The 23,715-nt window shown below is 46.3% G+C and carries 18 protein-coding genes; 13 read left to right on the forward strand and 5 right to left on the reverse strand.

The window, feature by feature from the left end; genetic code table 11:
* Positions 1–27: 27 nt before the first annotated feature.
* Together AABA11_RS15050 and AABA11_RS15055 are read right to left on the reverse strand one after the other, a co-directional pair.
* The gene (locus tag AABA11_RS15050; protein WP_265727636.1) at positions 28–1,578 is read right to left on the reverse strand and encodes a sugar ABC transporter ATP-binding protein; all 1,551 of its coding nucleotides are present in this window, start codon (positions 1,576–1,578) and stop codon (positions 28–30) included.
* A gap of 60 nt (positions 1,579–1,638) precedes the next feature.
* The gene (locus tag AABA11_RS15055; protein WP_265727637.1) at positions 1,639–2,565 is read right to left on the reverse strand and encodes a sugar ABC transporter substrate-binding protein; all 927 of its coding nucleotides are present in this window, start codon (positions 2,563–2,565) and stop codon (positions 1,639–1,641) included.
* Between the two features lie 443 nt (positions 2,566–3,008).
* On the opposite strand from AABA11_RS15055, the gene AABA11_RS15060 reads away from it, so the two are divergent.
* The 8 genes from AABA11_RS15060 to olsF all read left to right on the forward strand — a co-directional run bounded on the left by AABA11_RS15060 (position 3,009) and on the right by olsF (position 14,553).
* Positions 3,009–3,815 (forward strand): TIM barrel protein, encoded by an 807-nt coding sequence (locus AABA11_RS15060; RefSeq protein WP_187424832.1) that lies wholly within the window; start codon positions 3,009–3,011, stop codon positions 3,813–3,815.
* Positions 3,816–3,866: 51 nt separating this feature from the next.
* Positions 3,867–4,763, forward strand: a complete 897-nt coding sequence (locus AABA11_RS15065) for a sugar phosphate isomerase/epimerase family protein (protein ID WP_148830830.1) — start codon at positions 3,867–3,869, stop codon at positions 4,761–4,763.
* Between the two features lie 52 nt (positions 4,764–4,815).
* Positions 4,816–5,826 (forward strand): bifunctional inositol 2-dehydrogenase/D-chiro-inositol 1-dehydrogenase, encoded by a 1,011-nt coding sequence (gene iolG / locus AABA11_RS15070; protein ID WP_265727639.1) that lies wholly within the window; start codon positions 4,816–4,818, stop codon positions 5,824–5,826.
* Positions 5,827–6,266: 440 nt separating this feature from the next.
* Entirely contained in the window at positions 6,267–8,204 is a 1,938-nt protein-coding gene (locus AABA11_RS15075; RefSeq protein WP_265727640.1) for a bifunctional 5-dehydro-2-deoxygluconokinase/5-dehydro-2-deoxyphosphogluconate aldolase, read from the forward strand.
* 11 nt (positions 8,205–8,215) lie between these two features.
* Complete coding sequence (gene iolD, locus AABA11_RS15080; RefSeq protein ID WP_265727641.1) at positions 8,216–10,066, forward strand: 3D-(3,5/4)-trihydroxycyclohexane-1,2-dione acylhydrolase (decyclizing); 1,851 nt, start codon at positions 8,216–8,218, stop codon at positions 10,064–10,066.
* A gap of 40 nt (positions 10,067–10,106) precedes the next feature.
* On the forward strand, positions 10,107–11,006 hold the full coding sequence (iolE, locus tag AABA11_RS15085; protein ID WP_265727642.1) for a myo-inosose-2 dehydratase: 900 nt from the start codon (positions 10,107–10,109) through the stop codon (positions 11,004–11,006).
* Positions 11,007–11,090: 84 nt separating this feature from the next.
* Positions 11,091–12,593 (forward strand): CoA-acylating methylmalonate-semialdehyde dehydrogenase, encoded by a 1,503-nt coding sequence (locus tag AABA11_RS15090; RefSeq protein WP_338269214.1) that lies wholly within the window; start codon positions 11,091–11,093, stop codon positions 12,591–12,593.
* Positions 12,594–12,834: 241 nt separating this feature from the next.
* Positions 12,835–14,553, forward strand: a complete 1,719-nt coding sequence (gene olsF / locus AABA11_RS15095) for a bifunctional ornithine lipid synthase OlsF (RefSeq protein WP_338269216.1) — start codon at positions 12,835–12,837, stop codon at positions 14,551–14,553.
* A gap of 15 nt (positions 14,554–14,568) precedes the next feature.
* Here olsF and AABA11_RS15100 read toward each other — a convergent pair whose 3' ends face one another.
* The gene (locus AABA11_RS15100; protein ID WP_187424830.1) at positions 14,569–14,706 is read right to left on the reverse strand and encodes a hypothetical protein; all 138 of its coding nucleotides are present in this window, start codon (positions 14,704–14,706) and stop codon (positions 14,569–14,571) included.
* Between the two features lie 311 nt (positions 14,707–15,017).
* On the opposite strand from AABA11_RS15100, the gene AABA11_RS15105 reads away from it, so the two are divergent.
* From AABA11_RS15105 to betA, 3 genes are all read left to right on the forward strand, one after another.
* Positions 15,018–15,323: an isoamylase early set domain-containing protein gene (locus tag AABA11_RS15105; protein WP_265727644.1), complete on the forward strand. Its 306-nt coding sequence runs from the start codon at positions 15,018–15,020 to the stop codon at positions 15,321–15,323.
* Positions 15,324–15,600: 277 nt separating this feature from the next.
* A complete protein-coding gene (gene betB / locus AABA11_RS15110; RefSeq protein ID WP_338269220.1) occupies positions 15,601–17,058 on the forward strand; it encodes a betaine-aldehyde dehydrogenase in 1,458 nt (485 codons plus the stop codon).
* A 35-nt stretch (positions 17,059–17,093) separates the two neighbouring features.
* Positions 17,094–18,776, forward strand: a complete 1,683-nt coding sequence (gene betA / locus AABA11_RS15115; protein ID WP_265727646.1) for a choline dehydrogenase — start codon at positions 17,094–17,096, stop codon at positions 18,774–18,776.
* Positions 18,777–18,892: 116 nt separating this feature from the next.
* Here betA and AABA11_RS15120 read toward each other — a convergent pair whose 3' ends face one another.
* Together AABA11_RS15120 and AABA11_RS15125 are read right to left on the reverse strand one after the other, a co-directional pair.
* Positions 18,893–20,827, reverse strand: coding sequence for a bifunctional 2',3'-cyclic-nucleotide 2'-phosphodiesterase/3'-nucleotidase (locus AABA11_RS15120; RefSeq protein WP_338269222.1), 1,935 nt, complete (start codon positions 20,825–20,827; stop codon positions 18,893–18,895).
* Positions 20,828–20,986: 159 nt separating this feature from the next.
* Positions 20,987–21,664: a zinc metallopeptidase gene (locus AABA11_RS15125; RefSeq protein WP_265728779.1), complete on the reverse strand. Its 678-nt coding sequence runs from the start codon at positions 21,662–21,664 to the stop codon at positions 20,987–20,989.
* Positions 21,665–21,777: 113 nt separating this feature from the next.
* Between AABA11_RS15125 and AABA11_RS15130 the strand changes: the two genes are divergently transcribed.
* Together AABA11_RS15130 and mltA are read left to right on the forward strand one after the other, a co-directional pair.
* The gene (locus AABA11_RS15130; protein ID WP_265728778.1) at positions 21,778–22,356 is read left to right on the forward strand and encodes a DNA-J related domain-containing protein; all 579 of its coding nucleotides are present in this window, start codon (positions 21,778–21,780) and stop codon (positions 22,354–22,356) included.
* 150 nt (positions 22,357–22,506) lie between these two features.
* A complete protein-coding gene (mltA, locus tag AABA11_RS15135; protein ID WP_338269226.1) occupies positions 22,507–23,694 on the forward strand; it encodes a murein transglycosylase A in 1,188 nt (395 codons plus the stop codon).
* The last annotated feature ends 21 nt before the right edge of the window (positions 23,695–23,715 follow it).

The following is a 23,715-nucleotide window of genomic DNA, read 5'->3' on the forward strand; positions in this document are numbered from 1 at the left end:
ACCTCTTATTTTTTTCTAATTCTTATTCTATTGAGCGGCCAAATTCATTACCGATACTTGGTCAGCTTCGGAACGATCCAATATTCCTGTTACATGCCCTTCATGCATCACCAACACCCTGTCACTCATGCCTAACACTTCTGGCAATTCGGACGAAATCATAATCACCGCCACTCCTTTATGAGCGAGCTGCGTGACCAAAGAATGGATCTCGGATTTAGCGCCAACATCAATTCCTCGAGTGGGTTCATCCAAGATCAAAATACGAGGGTGAGTCAACAACCAACGAGCTATCAGCACTTTTTGCTGATTGCCCCCAGAAAGATTTTCAATCGCCTCTTCCATATTCGGCGTCTTAACACGAAGCTTTTGACACAGTGCTTCGGATTCTTCATTCAGCTTAACTTGGTCAACAAAGCCACCACCATTGACGAAGTTTTCATGCAATACCGCCGACTGAATATTTTCTTGAATATCCAAAGACAGAAAGCAGCCAGTCTCTTTGCGGTCTTCCGTTAAAAATGCCATGCCTTGCATGATCGCGTCATTTGGGGTCTTGATATGAACTTCTTCCCCCTCAATCCAAACGCTGCCAGAATCCGCCGGCGTAACGCCAAAAATGGCTTCAGCCACATTTGAACGACCAGAGCCAACCAATCCGGCAAACCCCAAAATTTCACCCGCTCTCACGTCAAACGATACATCTTGAAAAACACCTTCTAGAGTCAGATTTTTTACAGAGAGCAACACGTCACCCAATTCGACGTCTTCTTTAGGAAACATTTGGTCAACACTTCGACCAACCATCATTTGAATAATGTCATCACGAGTGACATCACTGGACGCGTGCGTTCCAATGTACTTCCCATCACGAAAAACAGAAAATTCATCCGCGATTTCAAACAATTCATTCATTTTATGGGTGATATAAACGATACCGATGCCTTGTTTACGGAGGCTGCGGATAATATCAAAAAGGTGAGCCACCTCCGTCTCGGTAATCGCGGAGGTCGGTTCGTCCATGATCAGAACATCGGAGTTAAAAGAAACCGCCTTTGCAATTTCCACCATCTGCCTATTTGCAACGGACAATGTGCTGATTTCAGCGTCTGGATCAAGATGAATATTTAGACGATCAAACAGATCCTCTGTCATCTTATGCATTTCAGAGTGATCGATTAAACCAAAGGTATTTTTAGGCTCACGGCGAATCCAAATATTCTCAGCCACTGTCATTTGATTCATCAACAGTAACTCTTGATGGATCATGGCAATACCAGATTCTTGAGCTTTAAGAGGATTTTCTAAGGTAATGGTTTCGCCTCTCAGCTTAACCTCACCACTATCGGGCTGGTAAATCCCCGCAATCACTTTCATTAGCGTTGATTTACCCGCTCCATTCTCCCCCATCAGTGCATGCACCGTGCCGGGGCGAATTTTTAACTCCACATTGTCCAATGCCAACACGCCAGGAAACTCCTTACGAACATTGACAACTTCCAATACATATTCAAACGATTGATCTCGGGGAATTGCGCCATTTACAGGCACTGCTTCCTCAACTGCTGCGCTATTCATAACGCAATCCCTCCAATTTTTATTTTAATTTAACGGGGTTAATTTTTTGCTTTGGCACACTTACTTCATATAATTATGAAGATTTTTAGGGGTCACCAATTCAAATGGCACCCACACTTTACGATCGACACTCTGACCATTAATCAGTTTGACTGCCGTATTAACAGCACCACGACCTTGGCCATCAGCGCTTTGGAATACCGTAACATCAAGCTCACCCGCTTTCATGGCAGCCAACGCATCTGTCGTCGCATCAATCCCAGCGATCACGACATCATCCATTGAACGACCGGACGCTTTAAGCGCTTGAACCGCACCTATCGCCATTTCGTCATTGTTGGCAATAACCGCGTCAAACTGAATACCAGCAGCGATCCAGTTAGTCATCAAGTCACTGCCTTTCGTACGAGACCATTCAGCTGTTTGCTGCTGAACAATTTTCAGCCCTGAACACTCAGGCGTTGCAATCACATCATGAATATCTTGAGTACGTTGCAATGCGGCCTGATTCGTTAGTTCGCCCATCATCACAACAACGCTACCTTTGCCATTTAGTAAGCGACAAACTTCTTGTGTTTGAAGCGTACCTGACACTTTCTCATCAGACGCCACAAAAGCCTGATCATCAGGGAGCAAATCCACATTAATTGGTTGGCGATTAACATAAATGAGTGGGATGCCAGCGGCTTGGGCATCATCAGAAATAGAGACCGTTGCATCAGTATCAACAGGGTTAACGATGATGGCGTCCACCCCAGAAGCAATAAAGTTCTGCACTTGATTCAACTGATTACCAACGCCATTTTTGGCATCTTCGATTTGGACATCAACGCCCTGCTCTTTAGCAGCCGATTGAATACCATTACGCAAAGTGGTTAGAAAGTTGTCATCAAAAAGAGCCATAGACACGCCAATTTTTAAATCAGCGGCAGAAACAGACGTTGCAATAACTGAAGAAGCTATAGCGGTAAGCAGTAATTTTTTCATTGTGCGATTTCCTCGAAAATAAGCGTTTATACGCTCTAGTTGTTTTTATTTTTTCCGGTAAAGCGTGTCTAGAAGCAAGGGGCTCGACAGACTCAACAAAGCTCTTTCCCTCTAAACTATCGGATCAATCATCGCATTCCGTTCGCATAATCAATTCGAATATATATATTCCATAAAACTTAAATATGGAATATACGTTCCAATTTGATCCATATGGCTTATTTTGTCAAGTCCAAAGTTTTAATTTCATTAGGATTTACGATTATCCCTATAAATGATGTTTTTTGATAGTTAATGAGTGATTTATAACAATCTTGATTGACGATTTTTTTTTCTCAGCGCTACTATGCAAGCACTAAAAATAACTCTAAAAATCACGTTCTCATTCTGCTCTTTGAATTACTAAAGAGAAAGTACGAGACTCTACAGAAAGGTATAAAAGCATGTCTATGTTACCGAAATTCGGTTTGAACCATATGGTCTGTCCTTCTTATTCTATCAAAGAATTTCTCACTCTCTCGTCACAACTCGGCGCGCAAACCGTTGAATTTCGTAATGATGTTGGCGATAACAGCCTAACCGATTTGGCTTCTGCTCAAATGGCAGGTCAACTCGCAAACGAATTAAACATCAAAGTATTGTCTATAAATGCCCTATATCCTTTCAACGTATGGAATGAAGAACGTGCCCAACAAGCTCGTGAAATGGCGACACTAGCGAAAGCCGCAAAGGCGGAAGGCTTGGTTGTTTGCCCTTTAAATGATGGCAATGAGGTAAGTTTCGAAGACCTCAAATTCGCGCTTTCTGAACTGGCAAAAATACTCGAAGAGTTCGATTTAAAAGGTTTTGTAGAACCATTAGGTTTTCCGATTTCTTCACTTCGCTCCAAACGTGTCGCTTTAGACGCCATAGATGCGGTTGGCCAGCAAGATAGATTCTCTCTTGTTCACGACACCTTCCACCATAAGGGCGCTGGCGAAGATGAATTCTTCCCCGAACGCACAGGACTCATACATATCTCAGGTCTAGAAGACGACATTACCTTTAATGACATGCTAGATGGTGATCGCGTCCTCGTAGGCCCTGAAGACCGCTTGGACAATGTGGAGCAGCTTCGTACTTTATTGGCGGCAGGATATTCGGGGCCCGTGTCATTCGAACCTTTCTCTAAAAAAGTGTGGGATCTTTCAAACCCAAAGCAAGCGGTTCAAGACAGTATTGATTTTGTTAACCAATCTTTAGCTCAGTAATTGCTGACCGAATTCATTTTTTAAAAATACATAAAATAGGTTTTTATTATTATGAAAATTGCACTCGATCCTTACATGCACCGCCACCTTTCTTTGGAAGCGCTGTGCCGAGCCACGAAAGACATGGGCTACGACCACATTGAACTGTCCCCTCGGGCTGATTTTTTGCAATGGTGGACTCGTCCTCGCGTTTACCCAGAGCGCTTGCAAAGCTTTAAAAAAGCCATGAAAGATCACGACGTTTCACTGTCCACTCTCCAGCCTATGTATCGTTGGTCAAGCCCATACGAAGACGAATGGAAAATGGCCATGGACAATTGGAAACGTACCATTGAAATCGCCGTTGAGTTGGATAACCCATTGCTGATTTCTGAGTTTGGTCGAGGCGGTTCTCCTGAACGTTCCAATGCAGACCGTCAGGGCATTCACACACCAGAAGCTTGTGAAAATGCCTTTTGGCGTTCAATGGATGTGCTTGTCCCTCTGCTAGAAAAAGAAGGCTTAACCTTGTGTGTGGAGCCTCATCCGGAAGATTGGATAGAAGAGATGGCTCCTGCGGTCGACATCATCAAAACCATCAATTCTCCTGCGGTTCAATGCTCTTATATCGCTCCGCATTCTTTCTACTATGGGGAGGATTTAGCCGAGACGATTCGATCAACAAAAGGCATCTTGCAACATGCGCGAGTGGCCGACACCTACAACCATAAAGGGTCTTCACAGCTACGTTATATCGTCAACCCACCTGGCTCTAATGCTCGCGTCCACCAGCATCTAGACCTAGGCGAAGGCGAAGTCGATTGGGATACCTTCTTTAAGACTCTGCATGACATTGGTTTTGATGGTGTGCTGTCAAGCTGTGTCTTTGCATGGGATGAAAGAGCGGAGCAATCGTCACGCTTTATGCGCGATGAAATCCAGCGTTATGTCGACAAGTATTGGAAATAATCAACCGTTATAAACAACCAGCGCGATTAAAATAATGATAAAGGAAAACAGCATGACACTTAAAATTGGCGTAATTGGCACGGGCGCCATCGGCGCAGACCACACTCGACGCATCACTAATGCACTAACCGGTGCAGAAGTCATTGCTCTGACAGACGTAAACCAAGAGCAAGCAGAAAAAGTAAAACAGTCTCTAGGACTAAATGCGACCATATATAAAGACGGTCATGAACTTATCGAAAAAGGCCGCGTAGATGCCGTGTTGGTTACATCATGGGGCGGCACTCATGAAGAATATGTTCTAGCAGCCATCAAAGCCGGCAAATACGTCTTCTGCGAAAAACCACTAGCAACCACAGCCCAAGGCTGTCAGAACATCGTAGACGCCGAAATGGCCGCAGGAAAACGTCTTGTGCAAGTTGGCTTCATGCGCCCGTACGACTCTGGTTACAAAATGCTAAAACAAGCCATTGACTCTGGAGCTATCGGCGAACCATTAATGATTCACGCAGCACACCGCAACCCAAGCGTGCCAGAAATGTACATCACACCAATGGCTATTCATGACACGCTTATCCACGAATTGGATGTATTCCGCTGGCTACTAGATGACGAATATGTATCTGCCCAAGTCGTTTTCCCTCGTAAATCAAAATACGCTCACAGTAAAGTTGCTGACCCACAAATCGTCATGCTGGAAACGAAGAAAGGCACTCGCATAGACGTAGAAGTATTCGTAAACTGCCAATACGGCTACGACATCCAATGTTCAGTAGTGGGTGAAGAAGGTGTCGCGAATTTGCCTGAGCCTCAAGCTCTTAGCATGCGTAAAAACGCCAACTTAGGACAATCCATCCTAACCGACTGGAAAGACCGCTTTATTGAGTCCTATGATGTGGAACTGCAAGACTTCATTAATGGTGTTCAAGCAGGCAAATTAACCGGTCCTTCGTCTTGGAATGGCCTAGCGGCTGCGGTATCTGGCGATGCCTGTGTGAAAGCACAAGAAAGTGGCTTGATTGAGCCAATCAACTTACCAGATCGTCCAGCGTTTTATGACTAAACGTAAAACACAAATCCCGCCTTAACTTAGATTAAGGCGGGATTTTTTCATTATTTCCCAATGAATAGATGATCAGCAGCGTTCATTTGGTCGTTATACATATTATTAGAAGCAACCGAGCTCACACACCTAACAAGTTATAGATTTTCCGCTTAAAACATAAAAAAAACGTTTTTTGAAAAATTAAAATATTTGTTTCATTTTTCTGGCATGAAAACGCGAGAAAAACACCAAAGAAAACACCCAAGCATTTGTTTTTAAATAATTTTTATACTTACAAATCTATATGGAATATTTTATTCCAAAGTATTGAAAATGTAGAACATATATTCTAATATCGTTTTAGATATATTTAACAATAAAAAAAACAGCCATCTCATTTTCGACAAAGTACGGATTCACCTTGTTGTCATATCGGCTGATACGGGAGATGTAGAACCATGCACAAAGATAAAACGTTAGATCTCATTTGTCTTGGACGCGCCGCTGTCGATATGTATTCAGAACAAATAGGTAGTCGCTTAGAAGACGTTAGCAGTTTTGCTAAATACCTTGGCGGCTCTTCTGGCAACATGGCATTTGGCACTGCACGACTTGGTCTAAAAAGCGCCATGTTGACGCGTGTTGGTAATGAGCACATGGGGCGTTTCGTCAAAGAAGAATTAGCCCGTGCTGGTGTCGATACCAGCCATGTCATCACAGACCCAGAACGTCTAACCGCTTTAGTCGTTCTCGGCATCAAAGACCAAGACACTTTTCCACTGATTTTCTACCGCAACGATTGCGCCGACATGGCGGTAAGTAAAGACGATTTTGACGCTGAGTTTATTGGTTCAGCAAAAGCGCTTGTTATTACTGGCACTCACTTCTCTACAGAAAGCACTTACGAAACCAGTAAACAAGCTATTGCCTACGCTAAACAAGCAGGCACAAAATGCGCTTTGGACATCGACTACCGCCCTGTTCTTTGGGGTTTAACAAACCCTGGTGACGGTGAAACACGTTTTATTTCCAATGAAAAAGTATCGGCACACATGCAAAGTATTTTGGCTGATTTTGATCTTATCGTTGGGACAGAAGAAGAAGTGCATATTGCCGGTGGCAGCACAGACACGATTACCGCCCTGAAAAAAATCCGTGAACTCAGTAACGCCACTATCGTTCTGAAACTTGGCTCTCAGGGCTGTACGGTGCTTGAAGGCGCGATCCCTGACTCTATGGATGCGTTTGAGCTACATGTTGGCGTTCGTGTAGATGTACTCAACGTTCTTGGTGCTGGCGATGCTTTCATGAGTGGTTTCTTGCGCGGCTGGATTCGAGGCGAGTCAGCAGAACAATCTTGCACTTATGCCAATGCATGTGGCGCGTTGGTTGTCTCTCGACATGGTTGTGCTCCAGCGATTCCAAGTGCCGAAGAATTAGATAATTACATTGCTCGTGCTGAACAAATTAAGCGTCCAGACTTAGATCGTGAACTGAATCATTTACATCGAGTCACCACAGAAAGATTGCCGTACGACTGGCAAGACCTATGTATTTTTGCTTTTGATCATCGTAAACAACTCTTTGATATGGCTCGTGAAGAAGGCGCAGACCCTTCACGCATTAAAAGACTAAAACGCTTGTTGGTTGATGCATTAGATGTCGGTGCTCGCGAATTAAACGGCAGCCAATACGGTGTATTGATCGACGACACATATGGTCAAGATGCACTAAACGCTGTTACCGGACGCGGCCTTTGGATTGGCCGCCCTGTCGAGTTACCAAGCTCTCGTCCTATTGAACTAGAAGGTGGGCGCAGCATCGGTTCACGCCTAAAAAATTGGCCAAAAGAACACATCGTGAAATGCCTTGTTTTCTATCACTCTAAAGACGAAATAGAAATGCGAGCAGCACAAGAACGTCAGGTGATCGAGCTTTATAAAGCATGTTGCGCCTCAGGGCATGAGCTTCTTCTAGAAATCATTCCACCACGCGACAAGGACTTTGATGACAGCCTATTCACAGACTCAATCAAACGCTTCTATCATCTAGATGTGCGCCCAGATTGGTGGAAGTTACCGCCTCAGTCCAAAGCCAACTGGCAGGCCATTACCGACATAGTAGAGCACCACGATAAGCACTGCCGCGGTGTCGTGATGCTCGGGTTGGATGCGCCGATGAATGAACTAAAAGAAGGTTTTGCCAATAGTGCAGGATTCGATATTTGTAAAGGTTTTGCCGTTGGTCGCTCCATTTTCAGCGAGCCAAGCCGCGCGTGGTTAGGAAATCGTTTTAATGACCAGCAGCTGATCGACGCCATCGTATCGAACTACTTGGAATTAGTATCCTACTGGAAAGAACGCCACAACCATCAGCCACAGCAGAAGCAGGCTTAAAGGAAACCAAGATGAAAACAATAAAACTCACTATGGCGCAAGCCGTCGTCCGATTCATGATGGCGCAGAAAATAGAAACAGATAATGGCGTTCAACCTATGTTTGCCGGTGTCTGGGGGATTTTTGGGCACGGTAACGTGGCCGGTCTTGGCGAAGCGCTTTACCACGTAAAAGACAAACTTCCGACTTATCGTGCACACAATGAACAAGGCATGGCACACGCTGCTATTGCCTACGCAAAAACCAAAAACCGCCAACAGATGATGGCCTGCACTGCGTCTGCAGGTCCAGGTGCGGTGAATATGGTAACCGCAGCGGCCGTCGCACATGTTAACCGAATCCCTGTTTTGTTTCTTCCTGGTGATACCTTTGCGACTCGTATGCCCGACCCGGTATTGCAGCAAGTAGAAAACTTTCAAGATATGACCATCACCTCAAATGATTGTTTTCGCCCTGTCAGTCGATTCTTCGACCGTATTACGCGTCCAGAACAACTGCTCACAGCATTGCCTCAAGCCATGCGTATTTTGACCGACCCCATCGAATGTGGACCTGCCACCTTAGCCTTACCGCAAGACGTGCAAACCATGGCATTTGATTATCCAGTGAGCTTTTTCGATGAAAAAATTCACCGCCTACGTCGTCAAACGCCGGACTTTTATGAGCTTAATGATGCACTTAAACTTATCAGGCAAGCGAAAAAGCCTGTCGTCATTGCTGGCGGTGGTCTTCATTATTCTGGCGCATTAAAAGAATTTGACGCCTTTGTCAGTCAATTTCAATTACCTGTGGGCGAAACGCAAGCTGGCAAAGGCGCACTCCCTTGGGATCATCAACAAAATATGGGCACTATTGGGGTGACAGGCGCAGCATCAACAAACACCTTATGCGCTGAATCAGACCTTATTATTGCTGTTGGCACACGTCTTGGCGACTTCGCCTCTGGCTCTCGTTCTCTGATAAACCCTGACGCAAAAATCGTCAGTCTAAACGTGGCGTCCTTTGACGCAATCAAGCACAAGAGCCAAGCATTAGTCGGCGACGCGAAACTCACTCTGCCACTGCTAAGCAAAGCTCTACAAGGCTGGAAAATAGAACCTTCTTGGATCAAAAAAGCCGAAACAGAACGCGTCAAGTGGCAACAAGTTGTCGACAAAGTGACCACGGATCGAGGTACAGATTTGCCCAGTGATGCGGAAGTCGTGGGCGCTGTAAACCGCGCTGCTGGCGAAAAAGACATGGTGGTTTGTGCTGCTGGCGGGTTACCAGGTGAGCTCCAAAAACTGTGGCGTACTCGTTATCACCGTGGTTATCACATGGAGTACGGCTATTCCTGCATGGGCTATGAATTAGCGGGCGGTTTGGGTGCCAAAATGGCCAGCCCAGAGTCCGAGGTCTTTGTCATGGTCGGTGACGGTTCTTACTTAATGCTGAACTCTGAAATTGCCACGTCGGTCATGCTCGGCCAAAAAATTATTATGGTCGTACTGGATAACCGAGGTTTTGGTTGCATCCATCGCTTGCAGCAATTCTGCGGTGGCCCTGGTTTTAACAATATGCTGGACGACTGCCTCACTACACCAGAAGGCGCACCAAAAACCAACTTTGCTGCTCACGCTAAAGCGCTCGGAGCAAACTCTGAAAAAGTTAGCAACATTACCGAATTAGAAGCCGCATTGGAGCGCGCAAAAGCGTCACCAATCAGCTACTTAATTACACTCGACACAGACCCTGCCATTGTCACTGAAGGTGGCGGTCATTGGTGGGATGTGGCGGTGCCAGAAGTATCTGAGCGCGAACAAGTTCGCCAAGCAAGAAAAAACTACGACGCTCATAAAGAACGCCAGTTTAAAAATTTATAACTATCCATTTTTTACCATTTACTGATCGGAGAATAATAATATGAGCGTCAGAATCGGCATTAACCCATTAACATGGACAAACGACGACCTACCAACACTGGGAGCAGAAACCTCGCTTGAAACTTGCTTAACAGAAGGTAAGCAGGCTGGATTTAGTGGCTTTGAATTGGGTCAAAAATTTCCACGTACACCTGAAGTACTCGGTCCAATTTTAGAAAACCATGGTCTTAATTTGGTGTCTGGATGGTTCAGTGGCGAATTATTGACTCGTAGTGTAGAAGAAGAAATAGAAGCCATTAAACCTCATCTTCACTTGTTAAAATCCCTTGGCGCAAAAGCCATGGTGTATTGCGAAGTCACTGGCTGCATCCATGGACAAATCGAGACACCATTGTCGCACCGCCCTATTATCAGCGAAGAAAAGATCGCTGAAATGAGTAAGAAGCTGACTCAAGTCGCAGACTACTGCTTATCTGAAGGTGTTCAAATTGCTTACCACCATCACATGGGAACCGTCATTGAAAGCCAACACGAAGTTGACTTACTAATGAAACACACAGGACCTTCTGTCGGACTATTGCTAGACACAGGTCATATGACGTTTGCAGGCGGAAATCCATTAGAAGTTCAAGCAAAACACGCGGACCGTATCATTCACGTTCACTGTAAAGATCTTCGCCCTGAGATTTTAAAAGACGCCAAGAACCGCGACATCAGCTTTTTAAATGCGATGTTAAACGGTGTGTTTACCGTGCCTGGTGACGGTTTTATCGATTACAGCAGTTTATTCAAACAACTGAAAGCCAGTAACTATTCAGGCTGGTTAGTGGTAGAAGCAGAACAAGATCCTGCCGTTGCGCACCCGTTAACCTACGCAACTCTTGGGGCCAACAACTTAAAGGCGCTCTGCGCTGAATCAGGGTTAGACATCGTCCAATAAGCGCTCTTTTTCTATGAGGCCAACGCTAGACACTAGATAAACAGTGTTCGCCTCAACAAACACATACAAACGCTAGGTACTCTCATGAAAACTTTAGGTAACTACATTAACGGTCAGCAAATTGCCAGCCAAAGCGGTCGCACAGGTCCAGTCTATAACCCAGCCACTGGCGCACAAAGTCTTAGTGTTGCGCTTTCGAGCGCAGACGAAACTCGCACTGCGATTGAATCAGCACAAGAAGCGTTCAAAACATGGAGCAAGGTCACGCCACTTAACCGCGCTCGTGTCATGTTTAAATTTAAAGCCCTACTAGAACAACACGCCGACGAAATCGCAGAAATGATCACCAGCGAGCATGGCAAAGTATTTTCCGACGCAAAAGGTGAATTAACTCGCGGCATCGAAGTGGTTGAGTTTGCTTGCGGCATCCCACACCTTCAAAAAGGCGAACACAGCCTAAATGTCGGTCGCGGCGTAGACAGCATGTCTTTGATGCAACCTCTTGGTGTGTGCGCGGGTATTTCGCCGTTCAACTTCCCAGCTATGGTTCCTATGTGGATGTTCCCTGTTGCCATTGCCAGCGGTAACACTTTTGTGATGAAACCATCAGAAAAAGACCCTTCTGTGCCGCTTCGCTTGGCTGAGTTGCTTACGGAGGCCGGCTTGCCAGATGGCGTATTTAACATCGTTAATGGTGATAAAGAAGCCGTCGACGTATTGCTAGCGGATGAACGAGTTCAAGCGGTTAGTTTTGTCGGTTCCACACCGATTGCTGAATACATTTATGCAACGGCCTCTGCTCACGGTAAACGCGTTCAAGCACTTGGCGGGGCCAAAAATCACATGATCGTCATGCCAGATGCGGATCCAAGCCAAGTGGTTGGTTCTCTAATGGGAGCAGCATACGGTTCAGCGGGCGAGCGTTGCATGGCGATTTCTGTTGCGGTCTGTGTGGGCGATGACGTTGCTGATAACCTCATCGACAGCTTAAGTATCGAAATCGACGGAATGCGCGTCGGCCCAGGTGTTGGACTACCAGAAGAGGCTCATATGGGCCCAGTTATTTCCAAAGAACATTGCGCAAAAATCAAAGACTACATCAGCATTGGTGTGGAAGAAGGCGCAACCTTGGTGCGTGATGGGCGTGATTTTGTCTATCCAGGCAACGAAAATGGTTACTTCGTCGGACCCACTTTGTTCGACAATGTGAAACAAGGCATGCGTGTTTACAACGAAGAAATTTTCGGCCCTGTATTATGTGTTGTGCGCGCAAATAGCTATCAAGAAGCGCTGCAAATGATCAACGAACATGAATACGGCAACGGCACTTCAATTTTCACTCGTGATGGTGATACCGCTCGTCAATTCTGTGAAGACGTGCAAGTGGGCATGGTGGGTGTAAACGTGCCTATCCCTGTACCAATGGCATTTCACAGCTTTGGTGGCTGGAAACGCTCTTTGTTCGGTCCATTGCACATGCACGGTCCAGACGGCGTACGTTTCTACACTCGGATGAAAACCATCACTGCACGCTGGCCAACAGGACTTCGCGCTGGCGCAGAGTTTTCAATGCCAACGATGAAGTAACAGATTCTTTCCCTATATACCGTCTAGTAATGGGAAAACCCTAGCTCAGTCGCAGATTGTTTATTGTCTAACTCTCTAGTCAGCGGCTTTTTGGCCCACCGTTTGGTGGGCTTTTTTTTGTGTCGTATTTTGACTATTGGAATGATCATATCTCCGCCACATAAACGTCACATCTTTGTCATATTGACACTCTACTCTGATTAATAAGACATCTAAAAAATTATTAAAGCGGAGCACCACTGTGATACAAGTCGAGCAAATGATTGCCAGTAAATCTCCTCAGTTTTTCGACAAAAGCCCTCTTATCACTCGCCCGACGTTAAGCGTGTTAAAGCGCTTATTCCACGAAAGTGAAGTAAACCAATTCCTGGAAAAAAACCACGGCTGTGTCGGCTTCGAATTTATTGATCGAGTGCTTGATCACTTCAATTTCAGCTATCAAGTCAGCCAAGTTGATCGTCGCAATATTCCCGCAAGCGGACGTGTAATGATCATCGCCAACCACCCTCTTGGCGCCTTGGATGGTCTCGCTTTGCTGCGACTAATCGGTGAAATTCGCCCTGACGTTAAGATAGTAGCAAACGACTTGTTGATGGGCTTTGATGGATTAAAACAGCTGGTTCTTCCCGTTGATAATCTTGGTGGAAAAACCGGACGCCAACAACTCAAAGCCATCATGAGCTGCTTACACAATGAAGAAGCGATTATCATTTTCCCAGCGGGGGAAGTGTCTCGTATGTCACCTAGTGGCGTAAAAGACCAGCAGTGGAATCAGAACTATCTGAAGCTGGCACAAAAGACCAACAGTCCGTTATTGCCGGTTCACATTGGTGGCCGTAACTCTATGTTGTTTTACACAAGCTCCATTTTATACCGTCCGTTGTCGACGATTCAGCTTGCAAATGAAATGTTTCGCCAACGCAATCGCAAGATCCCCATGCAGGTTGGTCAAGCGATTCCAATTCAAGAATTAGCCAAACTGCCATTGAGCGACAAAGAAAAAAACAAATTAGTAAAACGTCATTTGTACCGGATCGCTAAGGGCAAAAAACCGCTTCTTAAAACCGAGAAAACGGTAGAACACCCGCAAAACAGACAGATGATCAAACAAGAGCTGAAAGTCTCAGAGCACCTTGGCAGCACCAAAGACAACAAGCAAATTTACCTATTTGACTACGACCCAATGTCCGTGACCATGAAAGAGATCGGGCGTTTGCGTGAGATTGCCTTCCGCAAAGTCGGCGAAGGCACTGGCGAGCGTTCGGACTTAGATAAGTTCGACCAATATTACCGCCATTTGATTTTATGGGATGAAGAAGAACTGGAAATTGTGGGCGCTTATCGCATCGGCGAAGTCGCTCGCTACATGAAAGAAGACAAACCAAACCGCATTTACAGCGCCGAACTGTTCAAATACTCCTGCGACATGGAACCGTATTTTGAACAAGGCATCGAGCTAGGCCGCAGCTTCATCCAACCAAAATACTGGGGCAAACGCAGCTTAGATTATTTGTGGTACGGCATTGGGGCTTACTTAGATAAGCACCCTGACATTCGTTACATGTTTGGCCCTGTCAGCCTAAGCAACAGCTACCCTCAAGTGGCCAAAGACTTCATTGTGTCTTTTTACACGCTTTACTTTGCCGACAAAGAACACCTAGCGCGCTCTTTCACGCCGTATCAGGTAAACGCCGAACACAATGACATTATTGCAAACATGTTCAGCGGTGACGATTACGAAGAAGATTTTAGAGTGCTAAAAGAACAACTCAGCCATTTTGGAGCGAGTGTGCCTACGTTGTTCAAGCAATACAGTGAATTGTGTGAGCCGGGCGGGGTTCGCTTCTTAGACTTTGGTGTCGATGCCGACTTTGGCTACTGTGTGGACGGATTAGTCCTAGTAGACCTAAATACAGTCAAAGAAGCGAAAAACAAACGCTACCGTGGTCACAACCAATAACACGACGCCTGACAACTATGAGTCGTGATGGTGATTTGAATGATGCGCATGGTGATGGTCTTGTTGTTCTGGTCGTTTAAAAAACGCCAAATAGATGATCTTAATAACAAGCATCACACTTAACACAATGAGAACGCCCATTTGAATGTCCATACAAACACCTCATTATTTTTGTTGTCATTTGAGTGTAGGACATTTAGAGCAAGCGAATTGTGAATTTACGTCTTTAAATTGTACCCTTTGGTAAGCCCAAAAATGGCGCACCCGTACACGGTTTTAAGGCAAATTTGGCTCATAAATTCGACAGCACACGCTCTCACATTGTTTTTCTGATTGAAAATTAAGCGGTTAGAAAGTTTGGCGTAAGCCTTGCTTATGCTCTACCAAGAAGCTATTTCATCGTCCCTCAGGCTTTTGCAGTAGCCTAACTATTATTTGTCTATCGCTAGACCATGGAGCTGGAAATGATTGAAAAAACCTATTTGAAAACCAAGCCAGAATGCAAAGTAAAGTTCGCGATTCCTGTAGAGGCAGTAGGTGACGCGAAAAACGTTGCCTTGGTGGGCGACTTCAATAATTGGGATTGCACCGCTAATCTGATGAAGAAACAGAAGTCCGGTGTTTATGCTTCAACGCTTAATCTGGATATCGATACGGCTTATCAGTTCAGATACGTCATTGACGGCACAGAATGGCTAAACGACGAAATGGCAGACGATTACGTGCCAAGCCCGATCAGTTACGACACCAACGGTGTCATTAGCCTTTAATTTTCTGTTTTAAAGTGTCTTATTTCGCCTCTGCTTTCCTGTAGAGGCGGCTCATTCTTATTGCCATTTTTTCACCCATCTTAGCCACCCATAAGCCCTCATTTTATCGGCTCTATAACGTCATCTTTTTGCCCCAAAATCACTAATTCTTGGATTCGAGCTGCAATTTAAAGTCAAAATCTGTACAATTGTTTTTATTAAACGCGCGTTTAATAAAAAATCTACCTATCTCAATGTCCTCAAACGGCTCATTGAAACAGACTTAAAGAGGCACATCATGGCACATCAGCAGCAATACATTCATGGCCGCTACCATGCATCCACCAGCGGTGAACATTTTGAAACAATCAACCCAGCGACAGGCGAAGTGATTGCAACAATAGAGCACGCAGGACAAGCTGAACTCGATGCTGCTATTGAATCCGCAAAGCAAGGTCAAAAAGTATGGGCGGCAATGAGCGCCGTTGAACGCGGGCGCATTCTTAAAAAAGCCGCCGATTTATTACGTGAAAATAACGAAGAGCTTGCTCGTCTCGAAGTACTGGACACTGGCAAGCCACTTCAAGAGGCCATTTGCGTAGACATTCAAACGGGCGCTGACGTAATCGAATATTACGCAGGTCTAACCGATAAAATCCAAGGCGATTACCAAGACCTTGGCAATGGCAACTTCTTCTACACTCGTCGTGAGCCGCTAGGCATTTGCGCAGGCATCGGCGCATGGAACTACCCTATTCAAATCGCCATGTGGAAATCTGGCCCAGCCCTAGCCGCTGGTAACGCAATGATCTTCAAGCCTTCGGAAGAAACACCGCTTACCGCCCTTAAACTGGCCGAAATCTTTACCCAAGCAGGCTTGCCAGATGGCGTATTCAACGTCATCCAAGGCGATGCCAGAACAGGCCAAATGATCACCGCACACCCAGAGATCGCCAAAGTCTCGTTCACTGGCGAAGTGGGCACAGGCAAAAAAGTCATGGCCGCTTCGGCGCAATCTTTGAAACAGGTAACCATGGAACTGGGTGGTAAATCGCCCATGATCATCTTCCCTGATATGCCAGTGGATCAAGCCGTTTCGGCCGCCATGCTCGCCAATTTCTACACCCAAGGTGAAGTGTGCACCAACGGCACTCGTGTATTCGTGCACGCTGACATGCTGGACGCCTTCACTAAAGAATTGAAAGAACGCACTGAAGCCATGATCATTGGCGATCCAATGGACATGAGCACTCAAGTTGGCGCTCTGATTTCAAAAGACCATATGAAAAAAGTCTTGGGCTACATTCAAGCGGCCAAAGACGCTGGCGCAACCTTATTGTGTGGCGGTTACCAAGTCACTGAAAACGGCTTAGACAAAGGCGCATTCGTTGCTCCGACTGTCTTCACTGATTGCACCGACGACATGCCTCAAGTGCGTGATGAAATCTTCGGCCCTGTGATGTCTGTGCTTAGCTTCACCGACGAAGACGAAGTCATTGCGCGCGCTAATGACACCAAGCTTGGTTTAGCCGCGGGCGTATTTACCAAAGACTTCGCCCGCGCACACCGCGTTATTGGTCAAATGCAGGCAGGGATTTGCTGGATCAACGCATGGGGGTCTTCTCCTGCTGAAATGCCAGTGGGCGGTTACAAAGAATCTGGCATTGGTCGTGAAAACGGCATCGAAACCTTATACCACTACACACAAACCAAGAGTGTTTTTGTCGACCTAAACGACATTCAAAGCCCTTACTAAGCGGGACGCTTAACTCTTAATAGATGAGAACAGTCATGGCAAACGAAACGTACGATTACATCATCGTCGGTGCTGGCTCCGCAGGGTGTGTGCTGGCAGACCGACTGACAGAAAGCGGCGAACACAAGGTATTGTTACTGGAAATGGGCGGCTCGGATAAGAGCGTCTTTATCCAAATGCCAACCGCTTTGTCTTATCCAATGAACACTGAAAAATACGCGTGGCAATTTCACACGGACAAAGAGCCTGGTCTTGATGGCCGTGAAATGCATTGTCCACGTGGCAAAGTATTAGGCGGTTCATCGTCTATCAACGGCATGGTTTATGTGCGTGGTCACGCCTGTGATTTCGACCAGTGGGAAGAAAACGGCGCCAAAGGTTGGAACTACCAAACTTGCCTGCCCTACTTCAAAAAAGCCGAAACATGGAAAGGTGGTGCGGATTTATACCGTGGTGGCGATGGCCCATTGTCGACCAATAACGGCAACGACATGACCTACAACCCGCTTTACCAAGCCTTTATTGATGCGGGTGAAGAAGCCGGCTACAGCAAAACCGACGATTATAACGGTCATCGCCAAGAAGGCTTTGGCGCAATGCACATGACGGTAAAAAATGGCGTGCGTGCTTCTACGTCTAACGCCTATTTACGTCGTGCCATGCAACGCCCTAACCTAACGCTTAAAACTGGCGTGTTAAGCCATAAAGTCCTCTTTGAAAATGGAAAGACCGATGGCAAAACCGCCACAGGCATTGAGTTCAGCAAAAACGGTCAAACTCAGCAAGCTACCGCCAGCAAAGAAGTTATCTTGTCAGCGGGTTCGGTGGGGTCGCCACAGTTATTACAACTGTCTGGAGTCGGTCCAAAAGACGTCTTGGAAAAAGCGGACGTTCCTCTAGTTCACGAACTACCTGGGGTGGGTGAAAACCTGCAAGACCATTTGGAAGTCTACTTCCAGTACTACTGTAAACAGCCTGTGACGCTAAACAGCAAACTTGGCTTGATCAGCAAAGGCCTAATCGGTACGCGTTGGATGCTGTTTAAAACAGGCCTTGGCGCGACGAACCACTTTGAATCTTGCGGTTTTATTCGCTCTCGTGCGGGTCTTAAATGGCCAAACATCCAATACCACTTCTTACCAGCAGCGATGCGTTACGATGGTCAAGCCGCGGTGGAAGGCCATGGTTTTCAAGTGCACGTTGGCCCTAATAAACCAGAAAGTCGCGGTAAGTTATGGATCGAGTCTGCTGACCCAGCGGCCAAACCGCGTATCTTGTTCAACTACATTTCGACCGAGCAAGACAAGCAAGACTGGCGCGATACGATTCGCCTAACTCGTGAAGTACTGCAACAGTCGGCACTGGACGATTACCGTGGCGATGAAATTCAGCCAGGCATGAACATCCAAAGCGATGAAGAAATCGACCAATGGGTAAAAGAAAACGTGGAAAGTGCTTACCACCCTTCTTGTACCTGTAAGATGGGCGACGACAACGACCCAATGGCCGTGCTGAACGAGCAATGCCAAGTGCGCGGCATCGAAAGCCTACGCGTGGTGGATTCGTCTATCTTCCCGACCATCACCAACGGCAACTTGAATGCACCAACTATCATGGTAGCGGAAAAAGCCGCCGACATGATTCTTGGCAAAGCAGCGTTACCAAGCCTAGATGCACCCGTTTGGATTCACCCAGAGTTTGAAACGAAACAGCGTTAATAACAAAGCAAAAAAGCCCATAAAAAAACGCCTGCTAGATATTAGCAGGCGTTTTTCATTTAGGCGCTTCGTTCTATTTCAATAGCCGTTATTGCAACTCAGCTATTTCATCTGATCTATTTGATCTGAAACACCGCAAAGCCATTGTCGTCTAAAGACTGGTACGTCATATTTTTGCCCGCCGCGCCTTTGGCTTTTGGTGAGGTGGTAAAGGACACATTTGCCTTACCGAAACTTGCAAACGCCCAATTACCATCAGCTTCTGGATTGATGGTTTTTTGGCTCAATAAGTAATTTGCGACCACGTCACGGTTTTTGTCTGGTGCATCAATCACGATGGTTTCACCATTCAAATTTGGGAAATGGCCGCCACCGCCCGCGCGATAATTGTTGGTCGCCACCAAGAATTCGTCTTTCATTCTTAATGGTTCGCCGTTAAACATCGCCTTAGTAATACGGTGAGCGTCTTTGTTTACCACTTCCCCATCACCATTATAACGAGCGGGTTGGGTGACATCGATTCGGTAAGAAATGCCGTCGATCACATCGAAGTTATAAGTCGGGAAAGACGCATTCACCAATTCTTGTGGCTTAGTGGAAGTCCCATCGATCTGATTAAACTGCCCAGCCGCGGCTTCTAACCATTCAACCACTTGCGCGCCCGTTAACTTCACGACTTTTAAATCGTTTGGATAAATGTACAAATCGCTGACGTTTTTCAGCGCGATATCGCCTTTTGGCACATCCGTGTAATAGTCTGGACCACCGCGACCACCAGCCTTAAACGGCGCTGCCGCAGATAAAATAGGCAAGCCTTCATAGGACGTACCGCGAACAATATTTTCCACATACCAAATCTGCGCATTGTTGACGATCTGAATAGATGGATCATCTTGCACCAACGCAAAGAAACTATTGATATCAGCTGTCGATTCACCGACTTTGCGACGCATGTACGCCAACGTACCTTCGTGCTCAGTTTCTACCGCTTTATTAATATTCGTATCCGCTTCCACCAAAGGTATCGTGGTTCGGCCTTCACGACGAGAAATAGCACGCACTTCAGCTTTGCCATCCGCCACTTTCCAACCATTGCCAGCTGGCTCAAGTTTTAAATCAATCACCCCAAGGTGAGAACCCCAAAAGCCGGGCATGGTCGCAGGCTTACCAAGTACCGTACCTTTTTCGCCATCCACACCGTCAAAGACGTCTAAGGCTTTATCGCCTGGAAATATTCGATGCGAGTGACCAAACAAAATCGCATCAATGCCATCGACTTTCGCAAGATGATAAGAGGCGTTTTCTTCGCCTTTCATATAAGGCGAATTCATCATGCCACTGTGCGGAATCGCGATAATCACATCCGCGCCTTTGGCTTTCATTTCAGGAATGTATTTGTTGGCGGTTTCGATAATGTCTTTGGCGATGACTTTATGGGTTAAATTGTCTTTATCCCACGTCATAATTTGTGGTGGCACAAAGCCAATGTAACCTACTTTGACCGTTTGTTCTTTGCCGTCAGAATCAACGAAGGTTTTGTCTTTAATAATATAAGGCTGGAAATAAGGCTGATCGTTAGACGCATCGTTGTCGCCATCGTCCACATAGACATTCGAGTTAATGTATGGGAAATTCGCGCCGCTTAAGCTTTTCATCAAAAAGTCTAAGCCATAGTTAAATTCGTGGTTACCGATATTACCCACATCGTAATCCAACAAGTTCATCGCTTTAAACGCAGGATGCGTCTCACCAAAGCGCAACACGCGACCTTTCGCTACATAATCGCCCAACGGCGTGCCCTGTAATAAATCACCGTTATCCACCAAGACAGAGTTCGTCACCTCGGCACGGGCCGCTTTAATCAAGGTTGCCACACGAGACAAACCCACCGCATCGCTTTGTTTATCGCCGTAGTAATCGTAATCCACCAGATTCATGTGAATATCCGTGGTTTCCATGACTCGCAAGTCAATGGTAGAAGCCTGCGCCATCGCCGCAAACAGCAAAGAAGAGGCGAACATCGTCGCGCCCTTAGGAACAAAAAACGTCATTTTCTTTTACTCCGCTCAATTGGATCATCTTGTTATATTAAAATACTAACCAAAAAGTCAGCTTTTGATAGTAAGACGATTTTATGCGAAGTTCATGCCTTTTTTGTGACAAATTTAGAGAAGGCTTTGTGTATGCGAGTCATGTGGAAAGACAAAGCGCTACCGCTTAAACCAACGCCACACGAGGAGTACTTTGATTAACGCGGCGGCGACGTAAGTCATGGCGCAGGCGGTGAGGATTTTCTTCACTTTAGGTAGGTCTTCCTGTGGGATATAGTGGCCTTCTCTCAAAAGGGGGAGCGCTTTGTTAAAACTGGCGTCCCACTCTTCGGGCAAGATAACCACTTGTACCAACACAGCGAGTAAACCCGATAAGCCAACCACGAGCGCATGCAAAGGTACGGCGTAAGGCAAGTGCAACATCACCGAGATCAGTGGCCACCCCAATAATAAGCCTGCCGTCACGCGGCGAAGCCCATGTGCCAAAGGCAAATAACGTGTGCTAAGTCGCGCAATTTTTTCTTTTTTTTCATGGGCTATGGCGTGCCCAACTTCATGCGCTGCAACCGCAACCGCGGTTAAAGATCGTCCATTCAGCACACTTGGGCTAAGCCGCACAACATGTTGGCCATAATCAAAGTGGTCACGGCCTTCTTGTGTCGCTTCGATTTTTACCTCGCTCAATTCGAAACGCTTTACTAAATGTGTTGCCAGTTCGCCACCCGTTCCGGGTAAATCTGGACGATCGGCCGCATAGCGCTTCAAGGTGAATTTTACCCACGCACTGGGTCCAACGATCAACAAAACAACCAACACAATTCCAATGATCCACAACATAACTTTGTCTTTGACACTATCCCGTTATTAAAAAATACCCGTCGCAACTTTGACCCTTTTCAGGTTCGTAACATACACTGTAATCAATAAATGCCTAAGCAGACGAGACAGATATGAAAAATCCTTTAGTCGGCCCGATTCTCGCGATTCTGAAAAACAATCCAAATGGCATCAGTGAATTCGATATTCTCAAAGCGCTAAAAGACCAATTGCCCGAGTTCAGTCAGCTGGCCGACGACGTCAATCTACAACTTTTTCGCCAACACTTTCTGATCATGAATGCGTTATACCAATTACAGCGCAGTCTTTGGCAAGAAGAAAGCCTAATGCTAGACATCAGCGCGCTGCGGATCAATCTTCTCAGCGCAGCGCAAATTCAGACCGCATCCGGAACCCATGTCAGCGACAGTGTCGACGCAAAACTGGCGGCTTATTATCTCGACTGGGAAGAATACGAAAAAACCGATGCAGACGAAGTCTCTCGCTTGCTCGACAGTTTTTACAAAGGTATCAGCCTGCCGGGCAACCGTGACTCGGCGCTCAAGACCCTACAAATAGACAGCCGTAATCCCACAAAGTTAGTGATCAAACAACAATATCGAAAACTCGCCCAGCAGCATCACCCAGACCGTGGCGGCGACCAAGATGTGTTTATTGGGTTACGACAAGCCTATGAATTTCTCATGTTTTAAATGGCATAAAACAACGAGCTGAAGAGTGTAAAGCTCCATTCCAAGCATTGCTTTCACCACTATAAAAACTCAAGATGAACCTCGCTCTGCGCTTGTGGTCAAAATACCGCAATGCCTACTTTATCGATTCATTTTATAGAACTGGGGCTTATGACTTTTTCTTCTTTTTTAACGTATTTTTCACCCTCAAAAACACCCGCCCGTTACTTGCTGCGCCCTCTCTGTCTGGTGTCTTTTGCCTTGTTGACCAGTTGCAGCTTAACGGAAATAGACAGCTCGAACGATTTTGCCAACAACGGTCGAGACACCACGGCACTCAAACGCGATACCTTATATTTAAAAGAAAGCCTGCCGCCTGGGCTGCCTTTACCGGATGCCAGCTTTCAAGCTGGATTAGAGCAGCAAATCGCCTATCTAAACCGCCTGCAAGACAAACCCTACCTGCTGGAAAACACCCAAACCAGCGTCGCGGATCTGAAACGGGTCGCCTCCGAAATCAACGATTGGCTACACAATCCAGCCCAACAACCACAGTTAATCGCACATCAATTGGCAGGACAAGACCAACGCGGCAACGTACAAATAACGGGCTACTACGTGCCTATTCTGCCTGTTCGCCATACCCCCGATGACGTCTATCGCTACCCTCTTTACCGCAAGCCAACCCAGCGCAATGCCGAAGGAAAATTTCCCTCACGAGAGGAAATTGATTTTGAAAGCGCCTTAGCTGGACAAGGCTTGGAAATTGCTTACACATCCAGTTTGGTCGACAACTTTTTCTTGCATGTGCAAGGTTCTGGCGTGGTGGAATACGAGAATGGCGAACGCAAGCTGTTATCGTGGGGTGGCGTCAATGGTCATGCTTATCGCAGCTTAGGGAAAGAGTTGATTGAGCGAGGCGAGATCGACCGCGCCCATATTTCCGCGCAAAGCATCCGCCAATGGCTAAGCGATCATCCAGATCGAAACCGTGAAATCCTATCCACCAACCCCAGCTATTTGTTCTTTAGTGAAGGGCCAGAAAACCCTGTAGGTGCAGCGAACGTTTCATTAACACCGTTATATTCGGCGGCGGTTGATCCTAGCGTGATTCCGCTTGGCTCTATTTTATTGGCTCAGGTACCCAAGCTCGACCCCTATGGGAATTTGATTGGTCATGAATTTCGCCTGTTGTTGGCGCAAGACAAAGGCGGCGCAATAAAAGGCCCTGGACACATAGATTGGTATCAAGGCATTGGGGAAGAAGCGCACTTCCATGCAGGGCAATTAAAACACTTTGGTAAAGTGTGGTTGTTACTGCCAAAGACCCCCGCCCCACAGATCTTAATTGCCCAATAACAAAAAAGCGCCATGTCTACG

Origin of the sequence: Marinomonas pontica, from assembly GCF_036322735.1 — a bacterium.
GTDB classification, from domain to species: Bacteria; Pseudomonadota; Gammaproteobacteria; order Pseudomonadales; family Marinomonadaceae; genus Marinomonas; species Marinomonas pontica.

What these genes read in the sequence shown, in the direction of transcription:
- AABA11_RS15050 (WP_265727636.1), bottom strand. Translation starts at nt 1,578, where the DNA reads ATGAATAGCGCAGCAGTTGAGGAAGCAGTGCCTGTAAATGGCGCAATT.
- AABA11_RS15055 (WP_265727637.1), bottom strand. Translation starts at nt 2,565, where the DNA reads ATGAAAAAATTACTGCTTACCGCTATAGCTTCTTCAGTTATTGCAACG.
- AABA11_RS15060 (WP_187424832.1), top strand. Translation starts at nt 3,009, where the DNA reads ATGTCTATGTTACCGAAATTCGGTTTGAACCATATGGTCTGTCCTTCT.
- AABA11_RS15065 (WP_148830830.1), top strand. Translation starts at nt 3,867, where the DNA reads ATGAAAATTGCACTCGATCCTTACATGCACCGCCACCTTTCTTTGGAA.
- iolG (WP_265727639.1), top strand. Translation starts at nt 4,816, where the DNA reads ATGACACTTAAAATTGGCGTAATTGGCACGGGCGCCATCGGCGCAGAC.
- AABA11_RS15075 (WP_265727640.1), top strand. Translation starts at nt 6,267, where the DNA reads ATGCACAAAGATAAAACGTTAGATCTCATTTGTCTTGGACGCGCCGCT.
- iolD (WP_265727641.1), top strand. Translation starts at nt 8,216, where the DNA reads ATGAAAACAATAAAACTCACTATGGCGCAAGCCGTCGTCCGATTCATG.
- iolE (WP_265727642.1), top strand. Translation starts at nt 10,107, where the DNA reads ATGAGCGTCAGAATCGGCATTAACCCATTAACATGGACAAACGACGAC.
- AABA11_RS15090 (WP_338269214.1), top strand. Translation starts at nt 11,091, where the DNA reads ATGAAAACTTTAGGTAACTACATTAACGGTCAGCAAATTGCCAGCCAA.
- AABA11_RS15100 (WP_187424830.1), bottom strand. Translation starts at nt 14,706, where the DNA reads ATGGACATTCAAATGGGCGTTCTCATTGTGTTAAGTGTGATGCTTGTT.
- AABA11_RS15105 (WP_265727644.1), top strand. Translation starts at nt 15,018, where the DNA reads ATGATTGAAAAAACCTATTTGAAAACCAAGCCAGAATGCAAAGTAAAG.
- betB (WP_338269220.1), top strand. Translation starts at nt 15,601, where the DNA reads ATGGCACATCAGCAGCAATACATTCATGGCCGCTACCATGCATCCACC.
- betA (WP_265727646.1), top strand. Translation starts at nt 17,094, where the DNA reads ATGGCAAACGAAACGTACGATTACATCATCGTCGGTGCTGGCTCCGCA.
- AABA11_RS15120 (WP_338269222.1), bottom strand. Translation starts at nt 20,827, where the DNA reads ATGACGTTTTTTGTTCCTAAGGGCGCGACGATGTTCGCCTCTTCTTTG.
- AABA11_RS15125 (WP_265728779.1), bottom strand. Translation starts at nt 21,664, where the DNA reads ATGTTGTGGATCATTGGAATTGTGTTGGTTGTTTTGTTGATCGTTGGA.
- AABA11_RS15130 (WP_265728778.1), top strand. Translation starts at nt 21,778, where the DNA reads ATGAAAAATCCTTTAGTCGGCCCGATTCTCGCGATTCTGAAAAACAAT.
- mltA (WP_338269226.1), top strand. Translation starts at nt 22,507, where the DNA reads ATGACTTTTTCTTCTTTTTTAACGTATTTTTCACCCTCAAAAACACCC.